Consider the following 26017-nt stretch of genomic DNA (forward strand, 5'->3'; position numbering starts at 1 on the left):
AATCCTTTTCAGGTTTCCGGGAAGCTGCCTCAACGTGGCGACGGCCCGTTCAGCAAGAGCGCTAACGTGTGCCGCGCGATGGTCAATTCGTCGTCGGACGGGAGCACGTAGATTGGGATACGGCTATCGCGGCGCGAGATCAGCCGTGCGTTCTGGGCGTTGGCCTTAGCATCCAGTGTTGCACCGAGCCAGCTCAGCCTTTCGGCGATGCGCGCGCGGGTCGCTGTCGAACCTTGGCCGATCGCGCCGGTGAAAACAAAGGCATCGAGCCCCTCCAGCGCGGCCGCAAGCAGGCCGGCGTTGAGGCCAGCGCAGTAGGCGAGGTGCTCGACGGCCTGCTCCGCTCGCAAAGAACGAGCCGCTGCGTCGTCACCCGGATTGGTGAACAGAAACGCGTCGCAGGGATCGATTTCGCCTGTGGAATAGTCCGACGGCGATGCACCAAAGGCATAGAATCCATTTGTGCTTTCGACGCTGCGGCCATCCTTCAGCGCACACATCGAGCTGGTCTCGCCGAGGCACGCAACGATCACGCGGCGCGCGGCAATCCCGGGAGCCTCGAGCGTCAGAGCTCGTGCAATCGATTCGTAGCAAAGACCGTGAAACCCGTAGCGCCTTACGTCACCTGCGTAGAGTCGATGGGGGATAGGATAGCTGCCGTTCTCTACCACCTTGCCAAGATGGAATGCAGTATCGAAACAGGCGACTTGCGGCAGCGCCGGATGATTGGCCTGCATGATACGGATCGGCGCAAGATTATGCGGCTGAAGCAGCGGCGCCAGTGCAATCAGCCGTTCCAGACGCGCCATCACGGCGTCATCGATCAGGGCCGGCCGGGCGTCATCCGGTCCTCCCTGCGCGACGCGATGTCCCACGGCCAGCGGCTGGATTCCCAATTCGTCCCGCAGCCAGCTATCGACAACCGCGCATGCCGCCGGAACGTCATCGACGTCGTCGTTCTGATAGGTGCGGTGCGCCAGCGGATCGCCGTTCGCTCCGCTCGCCCTGAGGCGCGGATGGCTGCCGAGCCCGTCAAGCCGTCCCTTGATTTGCCGTTCCAGCCTCCCCTCGCCGCGTACGGAGAAGAGCTGGAAGTTCACGCCTCCTGCATTCGCATCGATGGCAAGGATTGCATCCATGGCGGTCAATCGACGCCCGTCATCGCCGGGGACGTTTGCCCGAATGCGCAATCCCGCTGCGACGTTTGATGAGCCATCGACATGCCTGAAGTCAGATCTGCCTTCACTCAATCAAGGTGCATCGGGAGTCGAGAGGATTGACTTAGGTCAAAGGTGGTGATGCGCGCGGAGATTCAGGTCTCTTCCGGCCTTTTCGGCGCAGCCGCGCGGTCGTTCCGGATCCAGGCCGCCGCGAGCTCCCAGGCGACCGACAGGATGATCGGCCCGATGAAGAGGCCGATGATTCCGTGCGCGAGCGTTCCGCCGATCACCCCGATCAGAATCACGATCGTCGGCGTGGTCAGGCCGCGCCCCATGACGATGGGCTTCAGGACGTTGTCGAGGAGGCCGACGGCGCCGAAGAAGACGGTCAGGAGCAGTGCCGTGGTCACGTCCTTGTCCATCCAGATCCAGACTACGACAGGGAAGAGAACGAGGAAGGGACCGATCTGCACGATCGACAGCAACAGGACGACGAATGCCAGCAGGCCGGCACTCGGGACGCCGGCGAGCTTGAAGCCGATGCCGGCCAATAGCGACTGCACGATTGCGACACCGATCACGCCCTGCGACACCGCGCGGATGGTCGCGCCGGCGAGCTCTAGAAAATGCTCGCTCTGCTCCGGTACGACCCGGAACAGGAAGCCGCGCACCGCGTCGACGAGCTGCGGACCGTAGGGAAAGAGGAAGCCGGCGACAAAGACCGACAGCAGGAACTGGAGCGTGCCAACACCGGCCTCACCCGCGAACGACAGCATCATCCCGGCAAGCGGTTTGAGATACGGCATCACCTGGCTCAGCGCCGCGCGAATATTGCTGTTGGCCTGGGTCCAGAGATCGTAGAGCTGGGTGCCGATCAGCGGCCAGCTCTTGATCTGTTCGGGCGCCTCCGTAAGCCTGAGATCGCCGCTGCTGATCTGGCCCGCGAGATCCCTGATCCCGTCCACTGCGCTCATGCCGAGCCAGGCCGCGGGACCAATGACGATACCCAGCGTAACCAGCGTAAGAATGAAAGCGGCGGTGCGCGGGCGGCCCCCGAGGCGCTTGGCGAGCCAGCCGAAGACTGGATAGAACGCCACCGCGAGCACCGCACTCCAGGCCAGGATTGGCACGAAGGGGCGGATGATGAGGAAAGTCCACACGATCAGCAGCGCCAGCAATCCGAGCCGGATCACGAGCTGGATGATGCCATCGGCAAACAGATACTGGCGAGGGGTGTACAAGGCCTGTGTCTCGGGCAGCGCTCCTGCTGCAAGCCTAGCAGCCCCTATCCCGCGGCAGGCTTGATACAGATCAACAGCACGCCCAATGCTCGCGCCAATACACGCTAGTCTACGACGGGCACGTCATCGACCTCTGTCATCGGATCTGCGCGCTGCAACGCTCGGATGAGACAGGCTTTGTGCTGCCGCCTGAAATCAAAAAGCCCTAGGCCACGCAGCGAAGTCCCTCAGCGGAACAGGCTCGTCTTCCATCTAGTGCCTGGGATTGAGGGCATCGTTCAGGCCGTCACCCATCAGGTTGAAGCCGATGACGAGCGCAATGATCGCGAGGCCGGGCCAGAAGGCCATCCATGGCGCCTCGCCGAGAAATTGCCTGGCAACGTCAAGCATGGCGCCCCATGACGGGGCCGGCGGAAGCTGCCCAAGCCCCAGAAAGGCCAGGCTCGCCTCGGCGAGAACTGCAATCGCCATGGTCAGCGTCGCCTGCACAATCGTCGGCGCTAGCACGTTCGGCAGCACCTGTCCGGTCAGGATGGCGAGATGGCCGAGGCCTTGGGACCGGGCCGCCGCGATATAATCCTCGGTGCAGACAACCAGCGTCTCGGCACGCGCGACACGAACGAACACCGGCACGGCGGAAATGCCGATGGCAATCATCGCATTTTGCAGGCTGGGGCCCAGGAACGCGGCGAGCGCAATCGCCAGCACCAGAAACGGGCAAGCGAGCAGCGCATCGGCGAAGCGCGAGATCACCATGTCGGTGAGGCCGCCGAAATAGCCGGCCATGAGACCAAACGGGAGGCCGATCAGCACCGCGACCGTCACGGAGACGATGCCGGCGGCAAGCGAGGCTTGCGTGCCGAAGATCACGCGCGACAGCACGTCCCGACCGAGATCGTCGGTGCCGAACCAATGTGCCGCACCGGGTGCCGCGCGAATCGCCATCCAGTCCGGCGAGTTTGGATCGTATGGCGCGATCCACGAGGCAAACACCGCCAGCACGACGAAGAACAGGATGATCGTGGCCCCGATGACGGCGGATGGTTCGCGCAACAGGCGACGAATTTCCGAAGGAGCGGCGGCGCGCGCCTGACTTGCGACCGGCACCGTCTCAATCGAGCTCATGATCTGAGCCTCGGATTGAGCAGCACATAGGCCACGTCGGCAATCAGGCTCATCAGGAGGAATACGGCTGCTGTGCAGAGCACGACCGCCTGAACCACGGCATAATCGCGGCTGAACACGCCGTCGACGACCATCTTGCCGAAACCCGGGATGGAAAAGACCTGCTCCGTCAACACCGCGCCGGCCAGCAGTTCGCCAAATTGCAGTGTGCCTAGCGTGACCACGGGAATCAGCGCGTTCGGCAACGCATGACGCAGCACGATGGTGCTTTCGCGCACGCCCTTCGCGCGGGCGGTGCGCACGTAGTCCTGCTTCATCGCCTCGATCATCGCGCTGCGGACATGGCGCATCATGATCGCAGCCGTGCCCGTGCCGAGCACCAAGGAGGGCATCAGCATCGAAAGCAGGTTGCGTCCCACGCTCTCGGACGGCGGAACGAAACCTCCGGCCGGAAGCCAGCCGAGATTCACCGAGAACAGAAGGATCAGCATGATCCCGAGCCAGAAATGCGGGATCGACAGTCCGGCAAGCCCGAACAGACTGGCACCGTAGTCGAACGGCGTTCCGCGCCCCAGCGCCGCGAAGATCCCGATCGGCAACCCGACGAGCAGCGCGACCAGCATCGACAGTATTGCGAGCTCGACGGTCACCGGCAATTTTTCCGCCAGCATGGTGCCGATCGGCAATCGGGTGCGTACCGAAGTGCCGAAGTCACCGTGCACCAGGGCTTTCAGCCAGACGGCGTATTGCACCGGGATCGGATCATTGAAGCGATACTTCTGCCGAAGATACTCGACGACTTCAGGATTACGCTCTTCACCGGCGAGCGCCAGCGCAGGATCGCCGGGCAGCAGTTTCAGCAGACCGAACACCATCATCGACACCAGCAACAAGGTCGGCAGTAGGACGGCAAGCCGGCGCAGAAGCAAGGTCTTCATCGGGGCAGACCAGTCCTCACCAGGGCGAGCGCGTCGGCGGGCGCAAGGCGCTGCGCATCAATTCACAGGCCCGACACCGACCAGACGCAAGAGACCGTCCGGCACCATGACGATGCCGCCGACCGATTTGCGGGCCGCGAAGAACCAGTTCGGGTGATGGAGGGGAATCGACGAGAGCGCCGTCAGGTAGATGTCCGTCGCTTTGGCGTAGAGTGCCTTGCGCTTGGCTTCGTCAGCCTCGCCCCGGGCCTGGTTCAGGATCGCATCGAGGTCCTTGTTGCAGTACTTGTTGACGTTCTGGGAGCCCGCGCAACTGAAAAAGGCGACCAACGTCGGGTCCGGGTCGGCGCGGCCGCTCCAGTTGCCGATATAGGCTTCGAAATTTCCGTTCATGTAGCGCTCGATGGCCGTGGTCGTTTCCATGGGCAGCAGCTTGACGTCAAAGCCGGCCTCGCCCGCCATCGACTGTATGATCTGTGCGACCCGGGAATCGCCGGCCGTATTCTCGTACTGGATCTCGACCGGCACGCGAGTCATTCCGGCGGCGGCAATCATTGCCTTGGCCTTGCCAACATCGCGAGCCGGCGCCTTGCGCGCGCTATCGTAGAACGGAGATGACGGCGGGATCATCTGGTTATCCGCCAGGAACTCGCCGTTGAAGGCAACGCGGTTGATGACATTGCGATCGATCGCCAGCTCAAAGGCCTGACGCAGCGTCGAGTTCTTGCCGAGTGGCGTATCGGCCTTCGCGCCCGCGCCGACATTGAACATCAGATGCGAGACGGCAAGTCCCTGGCCGGAATGCAAGGCGAGGTTGGGATCGTCGCGTACGGTCTTGAGATCGGTCGGCGCGATACGCTCCGCGAGATCGAGATCGCCCGCCCGGACACGCGACAGCCGCACGGTCGAGTCGGGAACGTAGTAGTAGACGACCTCGTCATAGCCGACCCGTGCGGCGTTCCAGTAGCCGGGATATTTCTTGACGCGAATGAGATCGCGCGACTTGCGCTCGGCAAATTGATACGGACCGGCACAGACCGGCGCGGCTGCAAATTCCCCGGCCTTCTCCGTGGCAGCCTTGGGCGAGACCATCATGCCGGCACGATCGCTGAGATTGGCAAGCAGCGGCACGAACGGCTCCGACAGGTTGAACTTCACCTTGTCCGCAGCAAGCGCTTCGACGCTCGCGATCGGCGCCAGTTCGGCCTTGCGCTTGGAATCCGGCATCGTCTTCATGCGCTCGATATTGAACTTGACTGCCGCTGCATCGAACGCGGTGCCATCGTGGAACGTGACGTTCTTGCGCAGCATAAAGGTGATCGACTTGCCGTCAGCGGACCACTCCCATGCCTCTGCCAGCTGCGGCACGATCATGAGGTCGGGGGAGATATCGACAAGCTTGTCGCACAGCGCCGCAAACACGAAGCGGCCGGAGTAGGTGCCGCTGAGTGCCGGATCGAGCGCATCGGGATCGTCCTGGATGCCGACCCGCAATGTCGCGGCACTCGCCGAGACAAGGCCCGATGCGATCATCAGAATTGCCGCCAACGCCGTGCCCGTCCGCTTCATACGGAATTCCTTTCGTCGCACGCCTATCCCAAGGCATCCAAGCCTCTGCTGTGGAAGGTCAAGACAAGCACGACTGAACCTATTTGTAAATATCTCGAACAAATCGTTCTAAGATATGGAACTAAATTACAATGCACCGCTTTCGAAAGCGCAAAATCCTCGCATTAAACCCCTTGACGGCAGATCATGCGAGGTATTAGTTCGGTATGTTGACTAATTGGATTGAGGCCCATGTCAGACGCCCCCTCATCGCCCGTTGCGCGACAGCAATCCGTGCGCCTTGTGGTTGAGCGCCTGCTGCGCGATCGCTCGGTATCGCGCGCCGAAATCGCCCGCAGCACAGGCCTGTCCAAGCAGACCATCTCCGAAGTGATGCGTGATCTCGAGCGCGACGGCTGGGTCCATGAGGACGGTCAAATCCAGGGCAGCGTGGGGAGAAGCGCCGTCACCTATGCGCTCCGGCCGGACGCCGCCTTCGTGCTGGGTATCGACCTTGGCGGTACGAAACTGCATGTCGCACTTGCCGATCTGCACGGTGAGATCGTCGCCGAGAGCATCGAGCCGACATCCTGCGACGGCGGCGCTGCCGTGGTCGCACAGATCGATCGCATGAAGGATGCCCTGCTTCAGCGTGCGTCCGTATCGGCGCAACGTTTGCGCGGCGGCGTGATGGGAAGTCCGGGAATGGTCGACCCGGCGTCGGGCAGTATCGTCATCGCACCCAATATCCCCGGACTGGATAGCCTGGACGTGAGGGCCGCGCTGCGCGAACGGCTCGGGATCGACGTCGCCATCGAGAATGACGTCAATCTCGCCGCAATCGGGGAGCATTGGCGCGGCAACAGCCGCAAGGCTCGCAGTTTCGCCTTCATCGCAGTCGGCACCGGCATCGGCATGGGCATCTTTTCGGACGGTTATCTCGTGCGCGGTGCACGCGGGGCGGCCGGCGAGATAGCCTACCTGCCGCTTGGGGGCGATCCCTACGATGCGCGCGGCCTTCGGTTCGGCACCCTGGAAACCGCGATCGGCAGTGCCGGCATTGTCGAACGCTATATCGGGCTCGGCGGCGCGCCCGGCAGTACCGTGCGCGATGTCTTCGATCGGCTCGTGGTCGAGGAGGCGGCACGAGTGACGATCGACGAAGTCGGCCGGATCCTCACGACCGCGATCCTGGCGGTGCACAGCATCCTCGATTCGGAAATCATCATCATGGGTGGCAGCATCGGCGCGCGGCCCGAGTTGAAGGTCCGGATCGATGAACATCTGGCACGCTGCATGCGCGAGCCTGTTCGTATCGAGCTCAGCGCGCTCGGCAATCGCGCTACGCTGATCGGCGCGATCGGCAGCGCGATCGACCTCGTGCATCGCTCGTTGTTCGGCATCGGCAAGGATGCGGGCCCGCTGGCTCTTCCTTTCACGGCAGAAGATGTCGCCGCATGAAGGAGCAGGCGCCGAGAATCGAAGTTTTCGGCAATGCCGCCGCCGTCGCGGAACGCGCGGCCGCGCTTGTCATCGCGCGGCTGCACGATCGACGGCCGATGACCCTCGGTCTTGCGACCGGAGCGACCATGGCGCCGCTCTATGCCCGCCTTGTCGCCGCGACCCGCGCCGGCCTCATCTCATTCCGGACCGTGTCGAGTTTCAACCTCGATGAATATGTGGGCGTCGCACCCCAATCGCCCGGAAGCTTCCATGCCTATATGCAGCAGCATTTGTTCGGGCATGTGGATATGGAAGCCGGTCGGGCAAAGATCCCCGATGGCACGGCCGACGACGTCGCCGCCGAGGCCGCGCGTTATGAGGCGCAGATTGCGGCTGCCGGGGGCATCGACCTGCTGCTCCTCGGCATCGGCGCCAACGGCCATATCGGCTTCAATGAGCCAGGTTCGGATTTCGCCTCACGTACCCGCGAGGTCAGACTCGACGAAGCCACCCGCATCGCGAATGCCATCAATTTTCCCGATCCGGCGTCGGTTCCCGAACGTGCGATCACAATGGGCATAGCGACAATCCTGGAGGCTCGGAGCATCCTCCTGATCGCCAGGGGGCCGGAGAAAGCCGCCGCGGTCGCAGCCGCGATCGAGGGTCCGATCGCAGCAGCTTGTCCTGCCTCGGCGCTCCGCCTGCACGGCAACGTCGATATCCTTTGCGATGAACCGGCTGCAGCAGCCCTGGCCACGCGGCCCCAGAACAACAATCGGAGAAGGGCATGAGCTGGGGACAGCGCGATTTCATGGTGCCGGGGCGCTCACTGGCGGTTGGCGACCGGGGCATGGCCGCGACCTCTCATCCCGCTGTCACGCTCGCTGCGGTCGAGATCCTGCGCAGTGGCGGCAATGCAGTCGATGCCGCCATTGCCGCGATCGCCCTCCAGGGTGTCATTGATCCGCTTATGACCGGAATCGGCGGCGACTGTTTTGCGATCTATGCTCCCGCCTCCGGCAAACCCGTCGCCGTCAACGGCTCGGGCCGAGCGCCGGCGAAGGCCGAGCTCGGCTGGTTTCGGCAACACGGGCTGGCGTCGATCCCGGACGATTCACCCCATGCAGTCACAGTTCCGGGCGCAGTCGATGCCTGGTGCCGCCTCTCTGGCGACTATGGTTCAAAAAGCCTGGATGAGGTTCTGGCGCCAGCGATCCGCGCGGCCGAGACCGGCTTTGTGGTGACGCCCCGCGCCGCGCTGGATTGGGCACGTTACGCCAATCGCATCGAACGACATCAGACTGGCGTGCCGGTCTATCTGCCCGGCGGCGCTGCGCCCGCCGTCGGCAGCAAGCTCAATCATCCCGCACTCGGCGCGACGCTGCGCCGGATTGCGCGCGAGGGACGCGCCGCGTTTTACGAAGGTGCCGTCGCCGAAGAAATCGTCGCGACATTGAAGGCGCTGGGCGGAATGATGCAGCTTGAAGATCTCGCAAGTGCCCGATCGGAGTACGTTGAGCCGATCAGCGCCGACTACCGCGATCATCAAATCCTGCAATGTCCGCCTAATGGACAGGGCGTCGCGGCGCTGCTGATCGCCCGCATCCTTGCCGGCTTCGACATGGCCAATCCGGCGCTCAGTGAGGCGGATCGCATTCACCTCCTTGCCGAGGCAACCAAGGCGGCCTACCGGCAGCGCGACGCGCTGGTCGCCGATCCGGAATTCCGTCCGCTCGATGTCGACGCGCTCCTCTCGGAGGCGTCAGTCGCGGCGTTGCGCTCCTCCATCGACCGGAATCGTGCCAGCGCATCGGCGGATTTTGACATGCCTGTTCATCGTGACACGGCCTACGTTGCAGTCGCCGACCGCGACGGCAACATGGTATCTTTCATCAATTCGCTTTTCTTTGCATTCGGCAGCGGCATCTACGCCCCGCGCGCGGGGGTGCTATTGCAGAACCGAGGTTCGGGATTCTCCCTCCTCGAAGGACATCCCAATGCCATCGCGCCGCGAAAGCGTCCCTTTCACACCATCATTCCGGGTCTGCTGGCGAAGCACGGCAAGCCGATCATGGCCTTTGGCGTGATGGGTGGACAATACCAGGCGGCGGGACATGTGCAGATCCTGAGCGGCGTGCTCGATCGTCGGCTCGACATTCAGCAGTCCTCGGATGCGCCGCGCAGCTTTGCGTTTGATGGCACGCTGAGCCTCGAACCCACGATTCCCGGCTCCGTCGCTGACGAACTGATTGCGCGCGGTCATCGCGTGATCCGGGCGGACGAACCGCTCGGAGGTTGTCAGGCCGTGCACGTCGATCCTTCCAGGGGCGTCATGCTCGGCGCGTCGGACCATCGCAAGGACGGCATTGCACTGGCGGCGTGACCAGGATGAGAAAGACGTGATGTCGGATCGGACAGCATGAGCGAGACAACGGAGGCGATCCTGTCGATCGAGCGGCTGACGCTGGCGCTGCCCGCCGGCGGGGATCGCGCCTCTGCCGTCGAGGACGTTTCGCTGGCTCTGCATCCGCGACAAATCCTCTGCGTCGTCGGTGAATCCGGCTCCGGTAAATCGGTCTGCGCCTCTGCTGTAATGGGCCTGCTGCCCAGGGCCATTCGCCCGGTTGCAGGGGCCATACACTTTGAGGGACGCGATTTGCTGAACCTGCCCGCGGCAGAATGGCGGACGTTGCGCGGGCGACGCATCGCGATGATCTTCCAGGAACCGATGACAGCGCTCAATCCTGTGATCAGGATCGGCGACCAGATCATGGAAGCGTTCGAGGCGCACGGACAATTCACGCCAACTGAGCGGCAGGCCCACTTGCGCGCCCTCCTCGAAGAGGTCGGCATGCGCGATATCGAGCGGATCATCCGCAGCTACCCGCATCAGTTGTCGGGTGGCCAGCGTCAGCGTGCAATGATCGCGATGGCCCTTGCGCTCGAACCATCGATCCTGGTCGCGGACGAACCAACCACGGCACTCGACGTCACGACACAGGCACAGATCCTACGGTTGATCCGGGACATTCAGCAGCGGCGCGGCATGGCGGTGCTGTTCATCACCCATGATTTCGGCGTCGTGGCCGACATCGCGGACCGCGTCGCGGTCATGGAGAAGGGTCGCGTCGTCGAACAGGGGTCCGTGGAGGACGTGCTCGAGCGCCCGCAGCATCCCTATACGCGCCGGCTTCTCGCCGCGGTGCCCGGCGGGACTCCGCCGGTCCGGGTCCGGGTCGCGGATGAACCGATCGCCTGCGCTGCGACCGGACTTGCGAAGATCTATCGTGGCAGCGACTGGTTCAGCTCGCGGACCGAGGTCGCAGCCGTAAAGAATGTGACCTTCGAAATCCGGCGCGGCGAGACGCTCGGCCTCGTTGGAGAGTCCGGCTCGGGCAAGAGCACGATCGGTCGGCTGGTGATGCGCCTTACCGACGCCGATGCGGGCGTGGTCCGCATCGGCGAACTGGATTTCTCCGAGGCTCGCGGTGCCCGCCTGCGGGCCGCCCGCAAGCACGTCCAAATGGTGTTCCAGGATCCCTTCGCCTCGCTCAATCCACGTCGCCGCGTCGGGCGAATCATCGCCGACGGGCCGATCGCGCACGGCGTCCCGCCGGCGCAGGCCTTCGCGCGTGCCGAGGAACTGCTGGCGCTCGTGGGTCTCGACCCGAGCGCCGCGCGACGCTTTCCGCATGAATTCTCCGGAGGGCAACGCCAGCGGATCGGAATTGCGCGCGCGCTGGCGCTCGACCCGGAGGTGCTGGTGGCCGACGAACCGGTGTCGGCGCTCGACGTCTCTGTCCAGGCGCAGGTGCTCACCTTGCTCGAGACATTGAAGGCGCGGCTGCGGCTGGCGGTGCTGTTCATCACCCACGATCTCAACGTCGCGGCCCAGGTCTGCGATCGGATCGCCGTGATGCGCCTCGGAGAAATCGTCGAGATCAGGCCGACGGCAGATCTGCTGACACGGCCGGAGCATCCCTACACGCAGGCACTGCTGGCGGCGATCCCGGGCAGGCAACGCAGAATGCCCAATTCGGTCTGAACCACCGCATTTTCATCGAAGGAGGTCTCTGACATGCAGAAGCTCACGGAACTTCCACTGCTGCGCATCGGCCTTGTCGGCAGCGGCTTCATTGCCGCGTTCCATCTGCAGTCCATGCTCGGCGTGCGCAACGTCAGCGTCGGCGGCGTCTACAGCCGTTCTGCCGAGCGGCGGACGCGGATCGCCGACAAGGCGCGCAGTCTTGGCCTTGGGCCGGCGCATGTGTTTGACAGCATCGAAGCGATGGCAATGTCCGGCGAGGTCGATGCGCTTTGGCTGCTGACGCCGAACGACAGCCGTCTCGACATCATGCGCGAGATCCACCGCGTGACCAAGGCCGGGGCTCCCTTGCGCGCCATCGCTTGCGAAAAGCCGCTCGCCCGCACGCTTGCCGAAGCACGGGAAATGCGCAGGCTCGTCGAAGATGCAGGCCTGCTTCACGGTTATCTGGAGAACCAGCTTTTCTCGACCGCGGTGATGCGCGGCAAGGACATCATCTGGCGGCGAGCCGTACCCGGAAGTGGACGCCCCTATCTCGCGCGTGCCGCCGAGGAACATTCAGGACCGCACGAGCCGTGGTTCTGGCAAGGCGACAAACAGGGAGGGGGCGTGCTCTCCGACATGATGTGCCATTCAGTCGAGGTCGCACGCTTCATGCTCACCGCGCCAGGCGCAAAGCGCGATTCCTTGCGGCTGCTCAGCGCCAGCGCCACGACGGCCAATCTCAAATGGACGCGCCCCCACTACGCTGCCGACCTCAAGAGGCGAATGGGAGTCGATTTCACCAAACGTCCGGTCGAAGATTTCGCGCGCGGGATACTTGCGATGGAAGATGCTGATGGGCATCAATTGATGATCGAGGCGACGACCTCATGGGCGTATGTCGGCGCGGGCTTGCGCATCCAGCTTGAATTGCTTGGTCCCGAATATTCGATGGAGTTCTCCTCGCTCTCAACCGGCCTCAAGGTCTTCCTCTCCCGCGCAATCAGCGGATCAGAGGGCGAGGATCTCGTCGAGAAGCAGAATTCCGAGCAGGGTCTGATGCCGGTTGTCGAGGATGAAGCCGGCATCTACGGCTACACCGACGAGAACCGCCATATGGTGGAGGCATTCAGGCGAGGCATGAGTCCGGCAGAAACCTTCGATGACGGGGTCGGCGTCATGGAAATGCTTATGGGGCTCTATCGCTCCGCAGAGCTTGGCCGGACCATCCATTTCCCGGACCCCGAACTCGAACACTATGTCCCTCTCGTGGCGCGCTGACGGCGCGGGACGCGCCCATCGCGTCTTCCCGAGGATGGCGCGCTGCTATTTCGCCAAACGGAACTTCCCGCCCTCGACCTTGATCAAAAAGGCTGAGCGTTCATCATAGCCGTTGTGGTCGGTCTTGCTCATGTTCGACAGCCCATTGTTGAGATAGATGTTCTCCCCGCGCTCGAGTTCGTCCCGCAGAGCTGCACGAAACTCGGGCGTGCCCGGCTTCGTCGTCTTCAGCGCGTTCGGAGCAGCTTTCCCGATCAGCGCGACGACATCCCAGAGGTGAGCCGCGAACATATTGGGCTTCTGACCGTTCACCGCCTCATAGGCGGTCACGAACTGCTCCGTCGCGTGACGGAACGGGTCTCCGGCCGGAAGATCGGCCGCAACGGTAAAGGCCTCGCCGGCGAAAATAGCGCCTTCGACGGTCGCGCCTCCGAGCTTGATGAACTCCTCGCTGGCCACGCCATGTGTCTGAAAGATCTTTCCGGTGTATCCGCGCTCACGGAGCGCCTGTTGCGGCAGGACCGCCGGGGTACCTGCAGAAGCAATGAAGACCGCGTCAGGATTCGTCGACATCACCTTCAACGCCTGGCCGGTGACGCTGGTGTCCGCACGCGCGTAGACTTCATGCGTCGTCACCGTCAGGCCCAAGGTCGGTGCCAGGCGACTCACCTCTTTATAGTAACCTTCGCCATACCCATCCGAAACACCGATAAAGCCAAGCGTCTTCGCGCCGGATTTCGCGATGTATTTGAGAATGGCGCTCGCCATCAGGTCATCGTTGGGGACGACCTTGAAGGCCCAGGCCCGTTTGTCGTCCAGCGGCTGAACGATGGCGGTGGCGGCCGCAAGCGATAGCAGCGGCGTCTTCGACTCCAGCGCGACGTCGAGCATCGGCATGGTCACCGGCGTCAGGGAAGACCCGACCAGCACATCGACCTTGTCCTGGATCACGAGCCGGCGCGCGTTCTGGATTCCTTTGGTCGAGTCAGACTCGTCGTCCAGGGTGATGTAGGTCACCTTCTCTCCGCCGATCTCCTTTGGCAGAGCTGCGACAGTCTTGAGCTGGGGTTGCCCCAAGGCAGATCCCGGGCCGGTGGCCGAAATCACAATTCCGACCTTAATTTCCGCGTGCGCCGCGTATCCATAAAGTACGCAGGCCACAACAAGACAAACTCGCGTGAAACCGATCGTCATGCAGCTCCTCCCTGTCCGCCCCAGTGTTTCGGCCGGCTGCATCGGACCCCGCGGGGCAGCATCAAGGACCCGGAGGAGATCGTCCGATATTCAAGCCCTGCCCCGCGGCTACGAGCAACCAGGCGAGCGACCCTAAGCGGATCGCAGGGCCGTGTCTGTCCCTATGCCTAGGGACAAGGACCAGCGCCTCAAGCCAGGCGCCGGCCTAAGCCACCCAATCGGCAGTTCACGTCGTGCGCGCCATGATCGAGCTGTCTTGCGTCGCGTTCGACGCCCCGATCGACTGGCTGGTGAGGCCGGACTATCGCGCTATTCGGTGCGCGGACGAACGCAGGCAAGATGCCTACGCCTCTGCCCGGCGCGCCTCGATCAGGCAGAATGGGCACGCGACCTTACCAATAGTCCATGCCTGCGGCCGCCGGATGCGGTCAAGCTATCGGCCCGATCGTGCGATCGGGCTACTCAGCCGAGGCGATCATCGATGTAGCGCCTGAGCGCGGACGCGGCGTTCAGCATGTGCGCACGCATTCGGCGCGCGGCGGTCTCTCCGTCACCTTCCGCGATCGCCTGCATGATGGCGTCATGCTCGTCGCGGGACTTGCGAATGCGATCGCCCTGTCGCAATTGGGTACGGCGGAAGGCGCTGAGCCGCGAACGCACGTCCTGCGCCTGCTCGGCGAGAAACGAGTTGTGCGTTGCCCGATAGATGCATTCGTGGAATTCGCGGTTGAACGCGTCATAGGCATCGACATCGTTCGCCTCGACCATCTGCAGCGAGGCGTCATGAAGCTCGATCAGATGGCTGCGCTCGAGCGGGGTCATGCGGTAGGTCGCGAGCCTGACGCACATGGCTTCCACCTCGGCGCTGGTCTCGAACATGTCCATGATGCGCTCCGGCGTCATCCGCGCAACGACGAGGCCGCGGCGGCCGCGCACCTCGACGAGGCCGCTGACCACGAGCTGGCGAAGCGCCTCCCGCACCGGCGTGCGGGAAGCTCCAAAACGATCGGCAAGCTGCTGCTCTTCCAGGGCCGAACCGGCGACGAGCGCACCTGAGGCAATCTCGTCCGTGAGCGCGTTCCGGATACGATCGGAGAGCAGCCCGCCATCGTCCTCAGCGTCGACTGCGACCTTCAATACTTCTGCCATTCAGCCTCCCGTGATCGCGCGCACCGCGAAGTAAAGGATCGAGGGCGCGACCAAGCATCCGAGCCCGGTGTGGAATGTCGCCGTCAGCGCACCGTAGGGCACCAGACGCCGGTCAGTCGCCGCCAACCCTCCAGACACGCCGCTGACCGTTCCCATCAAGCCGCCAAACACCATCGCGCTACGCGGATTGTTCAGGCCGATCATCTTCGCCACAAAGGGCGTGCCGATCATGACGATGACTGCCTTGAATACACCGGTCGCGATCGAGAGCGCAATAACCGGTGAGGATGCGCCGATCGCCGCGCCCGTGACCGGGCCCACGATGTAGGTGACCGCACCGGCACCGATCGTCGTCAGCGATTCCGCGTCAGTGTAGCCAAACGCCGCGGCGACGAACACGCCGAGAATGAACGGCACCACCGTTCCCAGTCCGAGTGCGATTGCACCGATCACCCCGGCCTTGCGCGCATGGACGACATCGACCTCGAAGGCGGTGGCGACGATGGCGAAATCGCGCAGCATCGCTCCGCCCATCAAGCCGATCCCGGCCAGGGCCGGCAGGTCGGCCACGCCCTTCTCGCCGCCGGTGGAGATGCCTCCCCAAAAGGCCAGCGCAAGGCCCAGCATGATCGCGATCGCCGAGGCGTGAATGCGCCCGAAGGTGAGATGTTTCGAGATCGCCCCGGATATCCACATCAGGATTCCGACGGCCGCGAACGCGGTGATCAGTGCATTGGCGGCGAGAATGTGAGACATCATGGTCATCCGATCCTCCCGGACTTGAAGTGGGGCACAGGTGCAGCGAGTGCCTCGGCCTCTCGCGCCTCGATCTCGTCCATGGTCTCGACGCGACCGCTGAACCGCCCGATCAGGGCCACCATCGCGAAACACACCGCGACCGCGCCGATCCCCGCAATGACGACGACCGGACCGCCTTTTGCCGCGGCGACCACGTTCTGCTGCGCGGCCATGGCGACCACGATCGGAATGTAGAAGCTGCCCCAGAACTCGACGCCGGTCTTGAGCCCGTGGCTGAGTATGCCGTGCCGCATTAGCCAGAGCCGGGCCGCGATCAAGAACATCATGGCGATGCCGACGCCGCCGACATTGGCCTTCACGCCGAGGGCGACGCCGAGCAGGTCCCCCAGCAGGCCCCCTAAGAGGGTGCAGATCGCGAGCAGCGCTACGCCGGAAATGGTCACGGGCGCCTCCCCTCGGCGAGCAGCGCACGATCCCCAGGACTTGGACTATCTGCATGCATTCGCATCGTAAATTCCCTCCTGTGTATGCGAACATCCATCGCTTATGGATTTGTGTATACACTAATTGACATTAGAAGGCAATACGCATACATTGAGGCAATCGAAAGCCAACCCCGCATGCCAAGGAGCCGAAATGAGCGATTGGGGTATGCAAAAGGCCGCCCTGGCGGAGCGCCTGGCGGCCGGCGACCAGCACGCGAAGGGCAAGATGGTGCCCATCGCGAACCTGCCTGCATTCCTGAAGGCGGTGATCCGGTCAGGGGACCGGGTCTGCCTGGAGGGCGATAATCAGAAGCAGGCCGACATCCTCGCCTCGGCGCTCGCGAACCTCGACCCCCGGGATGTCCATGACCTGCACATGGTGCAGTCGGGGGTGGTCCTGCCCTCCCACCTCGACATCTTCGACAAGGGAATCGCGCGGCGGCTCGACTTCTCCTATTCGGGCCCGCAATCAGCCCGCATCGCGCGCATGCTGTTCGGCCGCAAGATCGAGCTCGGCGCGGTCCATACCTATCTCGAGCTGTTCGCCCGGTATTTCATCGATCTCACGCCGAACGTCGCACTCATCGCGGCGGTGAGCGCCGACAAGGACGGCAATCTCTATACGGGGCCGAACACCGAAGACACGCCGACGGTGGTCGAGGCGACGAGCTACAAGAACGGTCTCGTCGTGGCGCAGGTCACCGAAATCGTCGACAAGGTGCCGCGCGTCGATATTCCCGGCGACCTCGTGCATTTCGTGGTCGAGGCCGGCCGTCCCTTCTATGTCGAACCGCTCTTCACCCGCGACCCGGCCGCGATCACCGAAACCCAGATCCTGACGGCAATGCTCGCGATCAAGGGCATCTACGCGCCCTACGGCGTGCGCCGCCTCAACCATGGCATCGGCTTCAACACCGCCGCGATCGAGCTGCTGCTGCCGACTTATGGCGAGAGGCTCGGCCTCAAGGGCAAGATCTGCACCCATTTCGCGCTCAACCCGCATCCCACGATCATTCCGGCGATCGAATCCGGCTGGGTCGACCAGATCCACTGTTTCGGCTCGGAAGTCGGCATGGAGGATTACGTCGCGGCGCGTTCCGATGTCTTCTTCACCGGGCCCGACGGATCGTTGCGATCGAACCGCGCCTTCTGCCAGACAGCGGGCCTCTATGCCTGCGACATGTTCATCGGTTCGACGCTGCAGATCGATCTCGATGGCCACAGCTCGACGGTGACGACCAGCCGCATCGCCGGCTTCGGCGGCGCGCCCAATATGGGCTCCGATCCGCGCGGCCGCCGCCACCCGAGCGAACCCTGGCTCAAGGCCGGCGCCGAAGCCGATCCCGACTCCAATGCGGCGCTGCGCCGCGGCCGCAAGCTGGTGGTGCAGATCGGCGAGACCTTCGGCGAGCGCAAAGCGCCGCTGTTCGTCGAGCGGCTCGATGCGCTCGATCTGGCACGCGAGCTCAAGCTCGATCTCGCGCCGGTCATGGTCTACTCGGACGACGTCACCCACATCGTCACCGAGGAAGGCATCGCCAACCTCTTGATGTGCCGGAGCAAGGACGAGCGCGAGCAGGCGATCCGCGGCGTTGCCGGCTACACCGACATCGGACGCGCGCGTGATGCGAAGCTGGTCGAACAGCTCAGGCAGCGCGGTGTGATCCAGCGCCCCGAGGATCTCGACATCGATCCGCTCGACGCCGACCGGAGCCTGCTGGCGGCCCGCTCGATCAAGGACCTCATGCTGGCCTCCGGCGGTCTCTACCGCCCGCCCAGCCGCTTCCGCAACTGGTGAGGAGTTTTGCATGGAAAAGCTCAGCTTCAGACTGACTGCCCCGCGATGCGCCGGCGGCACCCGCACCCAGGCGATCGTCGGCGTCGTCGCCTCCGGCAATCTCGAGGTCCTGCTGGAACGGGCCTCGCCGGCCGACATGTGCACGATCGACATCGCAACCGCGGCCCATGGCTTCGGTGCGGTGTGGGACGCCGTGGTCCGCGACTTCGTCGCCCGCCGCTCTGCCGGGGGCTTACGCATTTCCATCAATGACGGCGGAGCCAGGCCCGACACAGTGGCGCTGCGCCTTGCGCAAGGCGTCCGCAAGATCGAGGAGCCGGAACGATGACAACGGCCAAAGCCGACAATGTTTCGCTGAGCTGGTACGAGGCCAGCGCCCGCCAGCGCATCGACGCGTTCGTCGATGCCGGCAGCTTTGCCGAACTCATCGGCCCCGAGCTGCGCGAGATGAGCCCGCATCTGGCGATCTTCGACCTGCCGGAGCAGTTCGACGACGGCATCGTCGTCGGGCGCGGCCGCCTGGACGGCGTGCCGGTGCTCGTCGCGGCACAGGAGGGACGCTTCATGGGCGGTGCCTTCGGCGAGGTCCATGGCGCCAAGCTCACGGGCCTCTTGCGCGCCGCGCGTGCGCTTCATCAGGACGTACTGATCCTGTTCGACACCGGCGGCGTGCGGCTTCAGGAAGCCAATGCCGGCGAGCTCGCCATCGCCGAGATCATGCGCGCGGTGATCGAGGCACGGCGCGCCGGCATCCACGTCCTCGGCCTGATCGGCGGCCGCGCCGGCTGCTATGGCGGCGGCAGCCTGATCGCCGGCACCTGTTCGCGCCTGATCGTATCCGAACAGGGGCGGATCAGCGTCAGCGGCCCCGAGGTCATCGAAACCAACAAGGGCATCGAGGAATTCGACTCGCGCGACCGCGCGCTGGTGTGGCGCACCATGGGCGGCAAGCATCGCTACCTGATCGGCGGCGCTGATGCGTTCGTCGACGACGAGGCGCTGGCGTTTCGTCAGGCGGCAATCGACGCGCTCAAGACCATGCGGGGTTGCGATGTTGCGGTCCTGGAAGCGGAGCAGAAACGCCTTGAGCGGCGGCTGCAGCGTTTCGGCGAGGCCGCGGACGCCGTCGAAATCTGGCAAGCACTCGGCATCGACCAGCCGACCGGGATCCCCGCACTTCCCACAGCCGCATTTCTTCGCGCGGCAAGCAACAGGGAGAACGCCGATGACGCTCGATGACACTCTGGCCAGTCTCTTTCCGAACGGCAGCAAGATCGCAACCACCGGCGCGATGATCGCGGGACAGGCGATCCTTCCCGATGGAGGCCCCGTCCACGTGCTGGGCGTCACGCAGGGTCAGCCGCTCGGCGTGGACGAGGCGATCGTGCTCGCAGGGCGCGTGATCGAGATCGTCAAATCCGGCGATCGCGCGCCGATCCTGGTCCTGGTGGATTCCGCCAGCCAGCGCATGAGCAAGCGCGACGAGCTGCTGGGACTCAGCGAATACCTGTCGCATCTCGCCAAGTCTCTGCTGCTGGCGGAAGCCGAGGGACACCGCACCGTCGGCCTGCTCTACGGCGGCAGCGCGGCCGGCGCGTTCATCGCCACCGCGCTCGCCACGGCTACGCTGGTGGCGCTGCCCGGCGCGCATCCCGCGGTGATGGACCTGCCGTCGATGGCGCGGGTCACCAAGCTTCCGATCGATGTGCTGAAGGCCAAGGCGGAAGCGACGCCGGTGTTCGCGCCGGGCCTCGACAACATGATGCAGACCGGCGGCATTCACGTTGTCTGGAACGAAAGCGCCCCCTTGGCGCCGCAGCTTGCCGCCGTGCTGCGACGGCCGCAGGGACAGGACGATCGCGCGCGGCTCGGCGCCGAGCGTGGCGGCAGGAGGAAGGCGGCCGAGATCGCCGATCGGGTTGTCACACTCGCGGCAGCCGCGCATCAGGGGGCGCAACATGGCTGAAGCCCTCCAGCGCCATACGATGGTGACGGCCTCGGCCACCGGATGGGCCGCCGCGATGAGCCGAAACCCCGCACTCGCCAGCGAGCCGATCATCGAGGGCTGGGCGCGCAGCGGCCGCCCTCTCGTGGTTCGCAGGCCGGCCTGCAACGATCCCGCAGGCATGATTCCGCTCGGCCTGCCGCTGCCGCCGGGCCACGGCAAGCGGCGTATCGCGGTCGCGCTCGCCCCCGGCGATCTCATCGCACACGCGCCGCCGCCATTGCTGGCGGATGCGGCAGCAGCCGCGCCTGCGTCGTGGCGCGAGACCATCGACCTGCTCGTCCGCCTTCTGCCGCAGACGCGCACGTTCGGCAGCCTGGCCTGGCAGCATCTCACCGGCCTGCCCTATCTGTCGGATGGATCGGACCTCGACCTGCTCTGGCCGCTGTCGTCGGCGAGGCACGCGAACACCCTGCCGTCCGACATCGCGCGGATCGCAGAGACGGCGCCGATGCGGCTCGACGGCGAGATCGTCTATCACGCCGGCGGCGTGCAATGGCGCGAGCTGACCGGCGCTGACGAGGACGAGGTCCTCGTCAAGGGCGCGGCCGGCGTTCATGTCACCACGCGTGCGGCGTTTCTCGCGGGTGGCGCGTCATGAATGTCGCGCTGAGATGGCAAGCGCCGCCGCAACGCGCGCTCCGCGCGGAGCAACTCGGTCATCTCGCATCGCTGTGCCTGAAGCTCGAAGTCGAGACCTATCCGAAGCCGGGGCTCGTCAGCCACGTCGACAACGGCGCGCATCGCGATATGGATGCCGGGCTCCTGCGCCGGAGTGCCGACACGCTGGCTCCGTTCTTCCGCAACCTCGCAGCCGCGGGCGCCGAGAGCGCCGGCATGGACCGGTTGCGCGCGATCGGGGTTGCGGCGGAGCGCGCGATGTTGGCTGCGACCTCAGGTGTGAACACGCATCGCGGCGCGATCTTCGGACTGGGTCTGCTCTGCGCCGCGGCCGGATATCGCAGCGCTCTCGGCATTCGCAAGCCGCTCGGCGAATTGGTGTCGCAACGTTGGGGCGACGCCATCCACGCAGGCCCGATATCCCTGCGCAGCCACGGCGCGCTGGCGTCACGTCGCTACGGCGCCGGCGGCGCCAGGGCGGAAGCGGCTTGTGGCTTCCCCTCCGTCTATGACATCGCCCTTCCCGCGCTGCACGCGGCGCGGACGCTCGCGCCTCGGGATGAGGAGGCGGTCCGGGTTCAGACCTGCATGGCGCTGATCGCAGATGTTGCCGACACCAATTTGTTGCACAGGGGCGGAGCTGACGGCTTGCGCTTCGCGCAGGTCAGCGCATCCGCATTCCTTGCCGCGGGCGGAATCGGTTGCCCAGGCTGGCGCAAACACGCCGACGGCATTCACCGGGCGTTCGTCGCGCGCAATCTCAGTCCGGGCGGATCGGCAGATCTGCTCGCCATGGCTCTGTTTGTGGACGCTCTCTTCGTCGATCGGCCGGCCCCCTGATGCTTGCACTGCTCTGCGGCGGACAAGGCACCCTGTCGGACAAGATATTCGATCTCGTCGCCGAACGGCCTGCTGCGGAATCGATCTTCGCCGCCGCGACTGCTTGTCTCGGCGAAGATCCGCGGAAGCTCATCAGGACGCGCAGCGCGGACGAGCTGTCCGCCAACCATGCCAGCCAGATCCTGACCGTCACATCGGCGCTCGCGATCCACGCCTGCATCGCGGACTTGCTGACTGAGGATACCGCTGTCACGGGCTACAGCGTCGGCGAGATGGCGGCCTGGAGCGTTGCGGGAATATGGACCGCCGCCGAAGCGTTGCGACTGACCGATATTCGCGCCCGGTTGATGGACGGCGTGGCGGGGCCGGATGGGCGGCTCGGCTATGTCCGCGGGCTCGAACGAACCGCGCTCGAACACCTGCTCGAGAAGCACCGCTGCGAGATCGCAATCCGGAATCCCGGCCTTCTTGTCGTGGTTGGAGGCGCGGAGCGCGATGTCATCGACCTCTGTCAGGAGGCGACGACACAAGGCGCCGCCCGCGCCGGTCTCCTCGCCGTCAAAATCGCCTCGCATACGGCGCGTCTCGAACCGGCCTGCACGCCCTTGCGGCAGGCGCTTGCGACCAGCAGACGCGCTCCTGTCGCAGACCAAAGGACCCTCCTCGCCGGGGATGGCGGCGAGCGCATCTTCTCCGTGACCGATGCGACAGCAAAGCTCGCATGCCAGATCGCGCGCCCGATCGACTGGGCGGCGACGCTGGAGGCTCTCGTAGAGCTCGGGGTCGATCAAGTCCTGGATCTCGGCCCAGGACACGCGCTTGCGGAGATGATGCAGGGCTTCCATCCATCGATCCGCTGCTACGCCGCCGACGGATTTCGCACGATCGATGGTCTGCGAAATTGGGTTTCTTCCGAATAGGCAGGGCGCCCGGCGGCTCGCGATTGAGCGAACGCATGAAATTTCTCGAGAGAACTCGCCCTCGACAAGAGAAGCCTTCAGATCCTCACCGCGATCGGTGCTGAAAGCTGTGGTGTTGAACAACGCCAGGCATTGCTCCATAAGCCCTGTTGCGCCCAAACCAGGGAGCCGCGCCGCCGGGGAGTTCGAGGCCCATTCTGCCTGCTGGCGTCAACTCGCAGTCGTTCAATATATCCCTGTTGGGATATTGCGCCTGAAACGAAGCTGGATTTTGAGTCGCCCACGTCGGGCACTGGGCACTTGCAGAGCCTATCGCGCCAATCGACATCATCGCTGCAATAATGGAAGTCCTGAATCCAATCATAGTCGTGCTCCGAACGGTTGTTGTTTTCGTCCGGAGCGTTCGCGCTGGCCAGAATCGGCTGCTCTGTTGAAAGCGTTTCCTTCGAATTTTTTTGGACAAGGATTACGTAGGTATGCGCTTGAGAAAAGACACGCGATGGAAAATCACGGCTGCGCGAACGGCACTCACCGTTGCGTGACCCGCATCCACGCATGTTTGAAGCGGGGATTACGGTGCATTCAATATCCGCGGCCGCTTTCGCGGATTCGAAGACCCATGAACCAAGTGCACCGTCTCTGTAATATGTAACGCTGGATGGCGAAGACCTGCGGACGCTGAGGCTGTTCGGGCGGACGTAGAAGCAGGCCTCCATGCCTGAGCACGACAATGGATCGCCGTCGCCGATTCAAGATCGGGCCCTGACGCCTGTTCGGAAAGTCCGACCTGAACCAAAGACCGTCTCAGCTGTTCAGCTTGCGGCCGGAGCCGATCGGTTCAGGCCGAATGGCCGCTTGACCCCCGCCCCCCCGCGTAGTCGCGTCTTGACCAGCAGCAGCCGCTGGCAAGCGAATGATAGCTCGTGCAGCAGCACGGCCCACCGAATGGTTGGACTCGCGCTCAAGACGGAGACAAGCCCCAAAGCCATCAGCAGCATGCCAAGCCAGGTCCAGACCCGTCCGTCATCGCCCGCCTCTGCGGCGGACAAGGCGAGCGGCGCCGCCGAGGCGGCAACCACGTCACTGGCGGCCGGCACCGCCGCCAGGAGTGCCTCCACGTCGACCTGGACGTCGACCTGGCGCGGCGTGATCTCGTCACCGGTGAGCCGGTCGCGTTTGGAAAGCGGGGCCGGCGACGCGCGGGTTGCGATCCCGGTGGCGAGGATGGGACTGGCATCAACCACCTGCGCGGGCACGGACGGGCTCGGCCGGGACGTATCCGCAGGTGCGGAGCGCGGCAGCTCCGCGCGCGCATCCACCACCGCCTTCCGCTTGCGCGCCGCGGTCTGGTTCTCTTCGGCCGCGGCGACACGATGTTTGGTGGCGCGTTGCTGAACCAGCTTCTTCGCCTTCTCTGTTCCTTCGGCGATCTGGAACCAGCATCTGCGCTGGCCTTCCACCCGATAGACCCAGTGCTGGCCATCGGCGGTCGACTTGCCGGGCCGCGTCAAGCACTCCGCTTCCGCGGAAGCGGGCGCGGGGGCCGTGGCGGGACCGGCATTGAAGAGTTCGGAAAGAGGGGTCGAAAACGCGGATGATGTCGAGAGACCTGCAAGAAAAGCAAAAGTGGCGCAACAAATTCGCAAATGACCGGACATGAAAAACCCCGGTGTTGCGCCCCCGCCCGGACGGGAGCTTTGGCCGCGACCTGGGTCGCAATGCGACTTAAATCCGGCAACGCGGTGGATTCATTTTGGCCGCAGGCGAGATGCAGGCGACCTGGCCGTCAGCTCGATTGTCCATTTTCGCCATCCCCTCAGGGTCGCACTTTCGAGCATCGGCCCACGCAAAGTTGCAAAGGCTGTAACTTTACCCGAACGGATGTAGCCGATGTTACGGCTGCCAGACGAAACGCTATATCCGAACTGACGACTGGGCTTTCGACCTTCCCGGGATGACATTCCGTCCGGAGTGCAGGACCCGTCCGATTGCGTGGAGCGATTGCGATGAGGGAGGCTACGATGGATTTTTCGCGGATGTCGGATGGGATCCGGCTGCATCACGCCTCTCATCGGCACGATGGGTACGATGGCGACGACGAAGCGGGTCCGGGACCGAGCGCCCCGTTCGTGACCGAGGCGGTCGGCGGTGGCGCCCTGGTCCATGGTCCCGGCCCGTCTGCAGGTCAATTTGCAGGTACTGAAGCGCACGCCGCGGGCGCGAATACCCAGCATCATGACTCCGACCCGATTCAAGCCAAACATCCCACATCGGTGGGCGACACGGGCGGCCACGCCGGCAACCACGCTGCGGCGGACCCTGATGTTTCGTCTACTACGCCCGCTTCCGGCGCATCAGGGATGGGCATTGCTACGGTCGAAAGCGGAGCCAACACGGCCGGGAACGGCGGAGATGGCTACTTTTACGGTAGCGTCATTCACGCGTCCCTGTTGATCTATCAACCGATCAACATCTCGGTGAGCCTGGGATACGACTCGGTCGCCCTGGCCAACCAGTCCAACAATTTGAATGTCGATCAATCCGCCTTTCAGATGGCCGGCGTCGGCGGCCATGGCGGCAATGACAACATTGCATCGGGAGGCAGCGTCAGTACGTCCTCAGGCGCCGGCGTGATCGCGAGCGGCGACAACGGCGCCGGAAACGGCGGCAGCGGCTATTTCTCGGGTGCGATCTTGGACGCTCCCGTGGTGATCTATCATCCGATCAATATTGCGGTGGCGGCCTCGAGCGGCACTGCGCATGCAAGTCAATCGAACACGGTGGACATCGATCAGTCGGCCACCCAGATAGCGGGCGTCGGCGGAAGTGGCGGACATGGCAATTTGGCCGCCGGCGGCAGCGTCATGACGCTCGACCCCAGCTGGGGATCAAGCAACGGAGGGAGCGTCTTTGGCGTTCAAACGGGCGGAAGCCAAGCCGGCAATGGCGGTGACGGCGTGTTCTACGGTGAACTCGTCCATACCTCGTTTGTAATGTACAACCCGATCAACATCGCAATCGCGGGCTATGGCTCCAGCACTTACGCGGTCCAGATAAACGATGTCTCCGTGGATCAATCCGCGGTTCAGATCGCCGGCATTGGCGGGCACGGCGGCAACGACGACGCCGCAGCGGGCGGCCACGCAAGCCTTCTCTCCCATCATCTGTGGGGCGGCTCCGATACGATCGCGACCGGTTCGAACGGCGCAGGCAATGGCGGCAACGGATATTTTTCCGGCAGCCTGATCGATGTCAGCGTCGCGATCTATGCACCCATCAACATCGCAATCGCAGGTCCACATTCGACGGCCGTAGCCGATCAGGTCAACAACGTGCACATCGACCAGAGTGCGGTCCAGACCGCCGGTGTTGGCGGGGACGGCGGCCACGGCAATCTCGCGCTGGGCGGCGATCTTTCCGCCCATCTTCTGTCGGATCTTCACCTGATGGCTTAGCGAAGCATCGCGACGCTAGCACAAGCCC

The 26017-nt window shown here is 64.3% G+C and carries 23 protein-coding genes; 13 read left to right on the forward strand and 10 right to left on the reverse strand.

The genetic code is table 11. The features are described from left to right. Positions 1 to 29 precede the first annotated feature (29 nt). From AC5ZFO_RS14150 to AC5ZFO_RS14170, 5 genes are all read right to left on the reverse strand, one after another. Complete coding sequence (locus AC5ZFO_RS14150) at positions 30 to 1139, reverse strand: acetate kinase (RefSeq protein ID WP_496122169.1); 1110 nt, start codon at positions 1137 to 1139, stop codon at positions 30 to 32. 173 nt (positions 1140 to 1312) lie between these two features. Beyond that, positions 1313 to 2401 carry an AI-2E family transporter gene (locus tag AC5ZFO_RS14155; protein ID WP_282523937.1) on the reverse strand — a complete coding sequence of 363 codons (1089 nt, stop codon included), beginning with the start codon at positions 2399 to 2401 and terminating at the stop codon, positions 1313 to 1315. A gap of 252 nt (positions 2402 to 2653) precedes the next feature. Further along, a complete protein-coding gene (locus AC5ZFO_RS14160; RefSeq protein ID WP_028149198.1) occupies positions 2654 to 3526 on the reverse strand; it encodes an ABC transporter permease in 873 nt (290 codons plus the stop codon). After that, a complete protein-coding gene (locus tag AC5ZFO_RS14165) occupies positions 3523 to 4464 on the reverse strand; it encodes an ABC transporter permease (RefSeq protein WP_282523938.1) in 942 nt (313 codons plus the stop codon). The genes AC5ZFO_RS14160 and AC5ZFO_RS14165 overlap by 4 nt, the downstream gene beginning before the upstream one ends. A gap of 57 nt (positions 4465 to 4521) precedes the next feature. Further along, complete coding sequence (locus tag AC5ZFO_RS14170) at positions 4522 to 6033, reverse strand: ABC transporter substrate-binding protein (protein WP_496122170.1); 1512 nt, start codon at positions 6031 to 6033, stop codon at positions 4522 to 4524. A gap of 231 nt (positions 6034 to 6264) precedes the next feature. On the opposite strand from AC5ZFO_RS14170, the gene AC5ZFO_RS14175 reads away from it, so the two are divergent. The 5 genes from AC5ZFO_RS14175 to AC5ZFO_RS14195 are packed head-to-tail and all read left to right on the forward strand — an operon-like array spanning position 6265 to position 12763. Then, on the forward strand, positions 6265 to 7473 hold the full coding sequence (locus AC5ZFO_RS14175) for an ROK family transcriptional regulator (RefSeq protein WP_282523940.1): 1209 nt from the start codon (positions 6265 to 6267) through the stop codon (positions 7471 to 7473). Next, entirely contained in the window at positions 7470 to 8246 is a 777-nt protein-coding gene (gene nagB / locus AC5ZFO_RS14180; protein ID WP_282523941.1) for a glucosamine-6-phosphate deaminase, read from the forward strand. The genes AC5ZFO_RS14175 and nagB overlap by 4 nt, the downstream gene beginning before the upstream one ends. Then, positions 8243 to 9838 (forward strand): gamma-glutamyltransferase, encoded by a 1596-nt coding sequence (ggt, locus tag AC5ZFO_RS14185; RefSeq protein WP_282523942.1) that lies wholly within the window; start codon positions 8243 to 8245, stop codon positions 9836 to 9838. The genes nagB and ggt overlap by 4 nt, the downstream gene beginning before the upstream one ends. A 36-nt stretch (positions 9839 to 9874) precedes the next feature. Next, positions 9875 to 11500 carry a dipeptide ABC transporter ATP-binding protein gene (locus AC5ZFO_RS14190; protein ID WP_282523943.1) on the forward strand — a complete coding sequence of 542 codons (1626 nt, stop codon included), beginning with the start codon at positions 9875 to 9877 and terminating at the stop codon, positions 11498 to 11500. Positions 11501 to 11533: 33 nt separating this feature from the next. Beyond that, the gene (locus tag AC5ZFO_RS14195; RefSeq protein ID WP_282523944.1) at positions 11534 to 12763 is read left to right on the forward strand and encodes a Gfo/Idh/MocA family protein; all 1230 of its coding nucleotides are present in this window, start codon (positions 11534 to 11536) and stop codon (positions 12761 to 12763) included. 45 nt (positions 12764 to 12808) lie between these two features. On the opposite strand, the gene AC5ZFO_RS14200 is transcribed toward AC5ZFO_RS14195, so the two are convergent. The 4 genes from AC5ZFO_RS14200 to madL all read right to left on the reverse strand — a co-directional run bounded on the left by AC5ZFO_RS14200 (position 12809) and on the right by madL (position 16308). After that, a complete protein-coding gene (locus tag AC5ZFO_RS14200) occupies positions 12809 to 13957 on the reverse strand; it encodes an ABC transporter substrate-binding protein (RefSeq protein WP_282523945.1) in 1149 nt (382 codons plus the stop codon). Between the two features lie 462 nt (positions 13958 to 14419). Next, positions 14420 to 15106 carry a GntR family transcriptional regulator gene (locus AC5ZFO_RS14205; protein ID WP_282523946.1) on the reverse strand — a complete coding sequence of 229 codons (687 nt, stop codon included), beginning with the start codon at positions 15104 to 15106 and terminating at the stop codon, positions 14420 to 14422. Beyond that, positions 15107 to 15871 (reverse strand): malonate transporter subunit MadM, encoded by a 765-nt coding sequence (gene madM, locus AC5ZFO_RS14210; protein WP_282523947.1) that lies wholly within the window; start codon positions 15869 to 15871, stop codon positions 15107 to 15109. It abuts the gene before it with no gap. After that, positions 15868 to 16308 carry a malonate transporter subunit MadL gene (madL, locus tag AC5ZFO_RS14215; RefSeq protein ID WP_282523948.1) on the reverse strand — a complete coding sequence of 147 codons (441 nt, stop codon included), beginning with the start codon at positions 16306 to 16308 and terminating at the stop codon, positions 15868 to 15870. The genes madM and madL overlap by 4 nt, the downstream gene beginning before the upstream one ends. Before the next feature lie 193 nt (positions 16309 to 16501). On the opposite strand from madL, the gene mdcA reads away from it, so the two are divergent. The 7 genes from mdcA to AC5ZFO_RS14250 are packed head-to-tail and all read left to right on the forward strand — an operon-like array spanning position 16502 to position 22534. Further along, positions 16502 to 18148 (forward strand): malonate decarboxylase subunit alpha, encoded by a 1647-nt coding sequence (mdcA, locus tag AC5ZFO_RS14220; RefSeq protein WP_282523949.1) that lies wholly within the window; start codon positions 16502 to 16504, stop codon positions 18146 to 18148. 10 nt (positions 18149 to 18158) lie between these two features. After that, positions 18159 to 18476 carry a malonate decarboxylase acyl carrier protein gene (gene mdcC, locus AC5ZFO_RS14225; protein WP_282523950.1) on the forward strand — a complete coding sequence of 106 codons (318 nt, stop codon included), beginning with the start codon at positions 18159 to 18161 and terminating at the stop codon, positions 18474 to 18476. Continuing rightward, entirely contained in the window at positions 18473 to 19387 is a 915-nt protein-coding gene (locus AC5ZFO_RS14230; protein WP_282523951.1) for a biotin-independent malonate decarboxylase subunit beta, read from the forward strand. Before mdcC ends, AC5ZFO_RS14230 begins: the two co-directional genes overlap by 4 nt. Beyond that, the gene (gene mdcE, locus AC5ZFO_RS14235) at positions 19374 to 20114 is read left to right on the forward strand and encodes a biotin-independent malonate decarboxylase subunit gamma (RefSeq protein WP_282523952.1); all 741 of its coding nucleotides are present in this window, start codon (positions 19374 to 19376) and stop codon (positions 20112 to 20114) included. The genes AC5ZFO_RS14230 and mdcE overlap by 14 nt, the downstream gene beginning before the upstream one ends. After that, the gene (gene mdcG, locus AC5ZFO_RS14240; protein ID WP_282523953.1) at positions 20107 to 20754 is read left to right on the forward strand and encodes a malonate decarboxylase holo-[acyl-carrier-protein] synthase; all 648 of its coding nucleotides are present in this window, start codon (positions 20107 to 20109) and stop codon (positions 20752 to 20754) included. Before mdcE ends, mdcG begins: the two co-directional genes overlap by 8 nt. Next, positions 20751 to 21614, forward strand: coding sequence for a triphosphoribosyl-dephospho-CoA synthase MdcB (mdcB, locus tag AC5ZFO_RS14245; protein ID WP_282523954.1), 864 nt, complete (start codon positions 20751 to 20753; stop codon positions 21612 to 21614). The genes mdcG and mdcB overlap by 4 nt, the downstream gene beginning before the upstream one ends. Further along, positions 21614 to 22534 (forward strand): acyltransferase domain-containing protein, encoded by a 921-nt coding sequence (locus AC5ZFO_RS14250; RefSeq protein WP_496122171.1) that lies wholly within the window; start codon positions 21614 to 21616, stop codon positions 22532 to 22534. Before mdcB ends, AC5ZFO_RS14250 begins: the two co-directional genes overlap by 1 nt. Before the next feature lie 812 nt (positions 22535 to 23346). Here the strand turns inward: AC5ZFO_RS14250 and AC5ZFO_RS14255 are convergent. After that, a complete protein-coding gene (locus AC5ZFO_RS14255; RefSeq protein ID WP_496122172.1) occupies positions 23347 to 24192 on the reverse strand; it encodes a hypothetical protein in 846 nt (281 codons plus the stop codon). A gap of 363 nt (positions 24193 to 24555) precedes the next feature. Between AC5ZFO_RS14255 and AC5ZFO_RS14260 the strand changes: the two genes are divergently transcribed. Beyond that, complete coding sequence (locus tag AC5ZFO_RS14260; RefSeq protein ID WP_282523957.1) at positions 24556 to 25989, forward strand: hypothetical protein; 1434 nt, start codon at positions 24556 to 24558, stop codon at positions 25987 to 25989. Positions 25990 to 26017: the final 28 nt, after the last annotated feature.

This window comes from Bradyrhizobium sp. Unk1, from assembly GCF_059512345.1.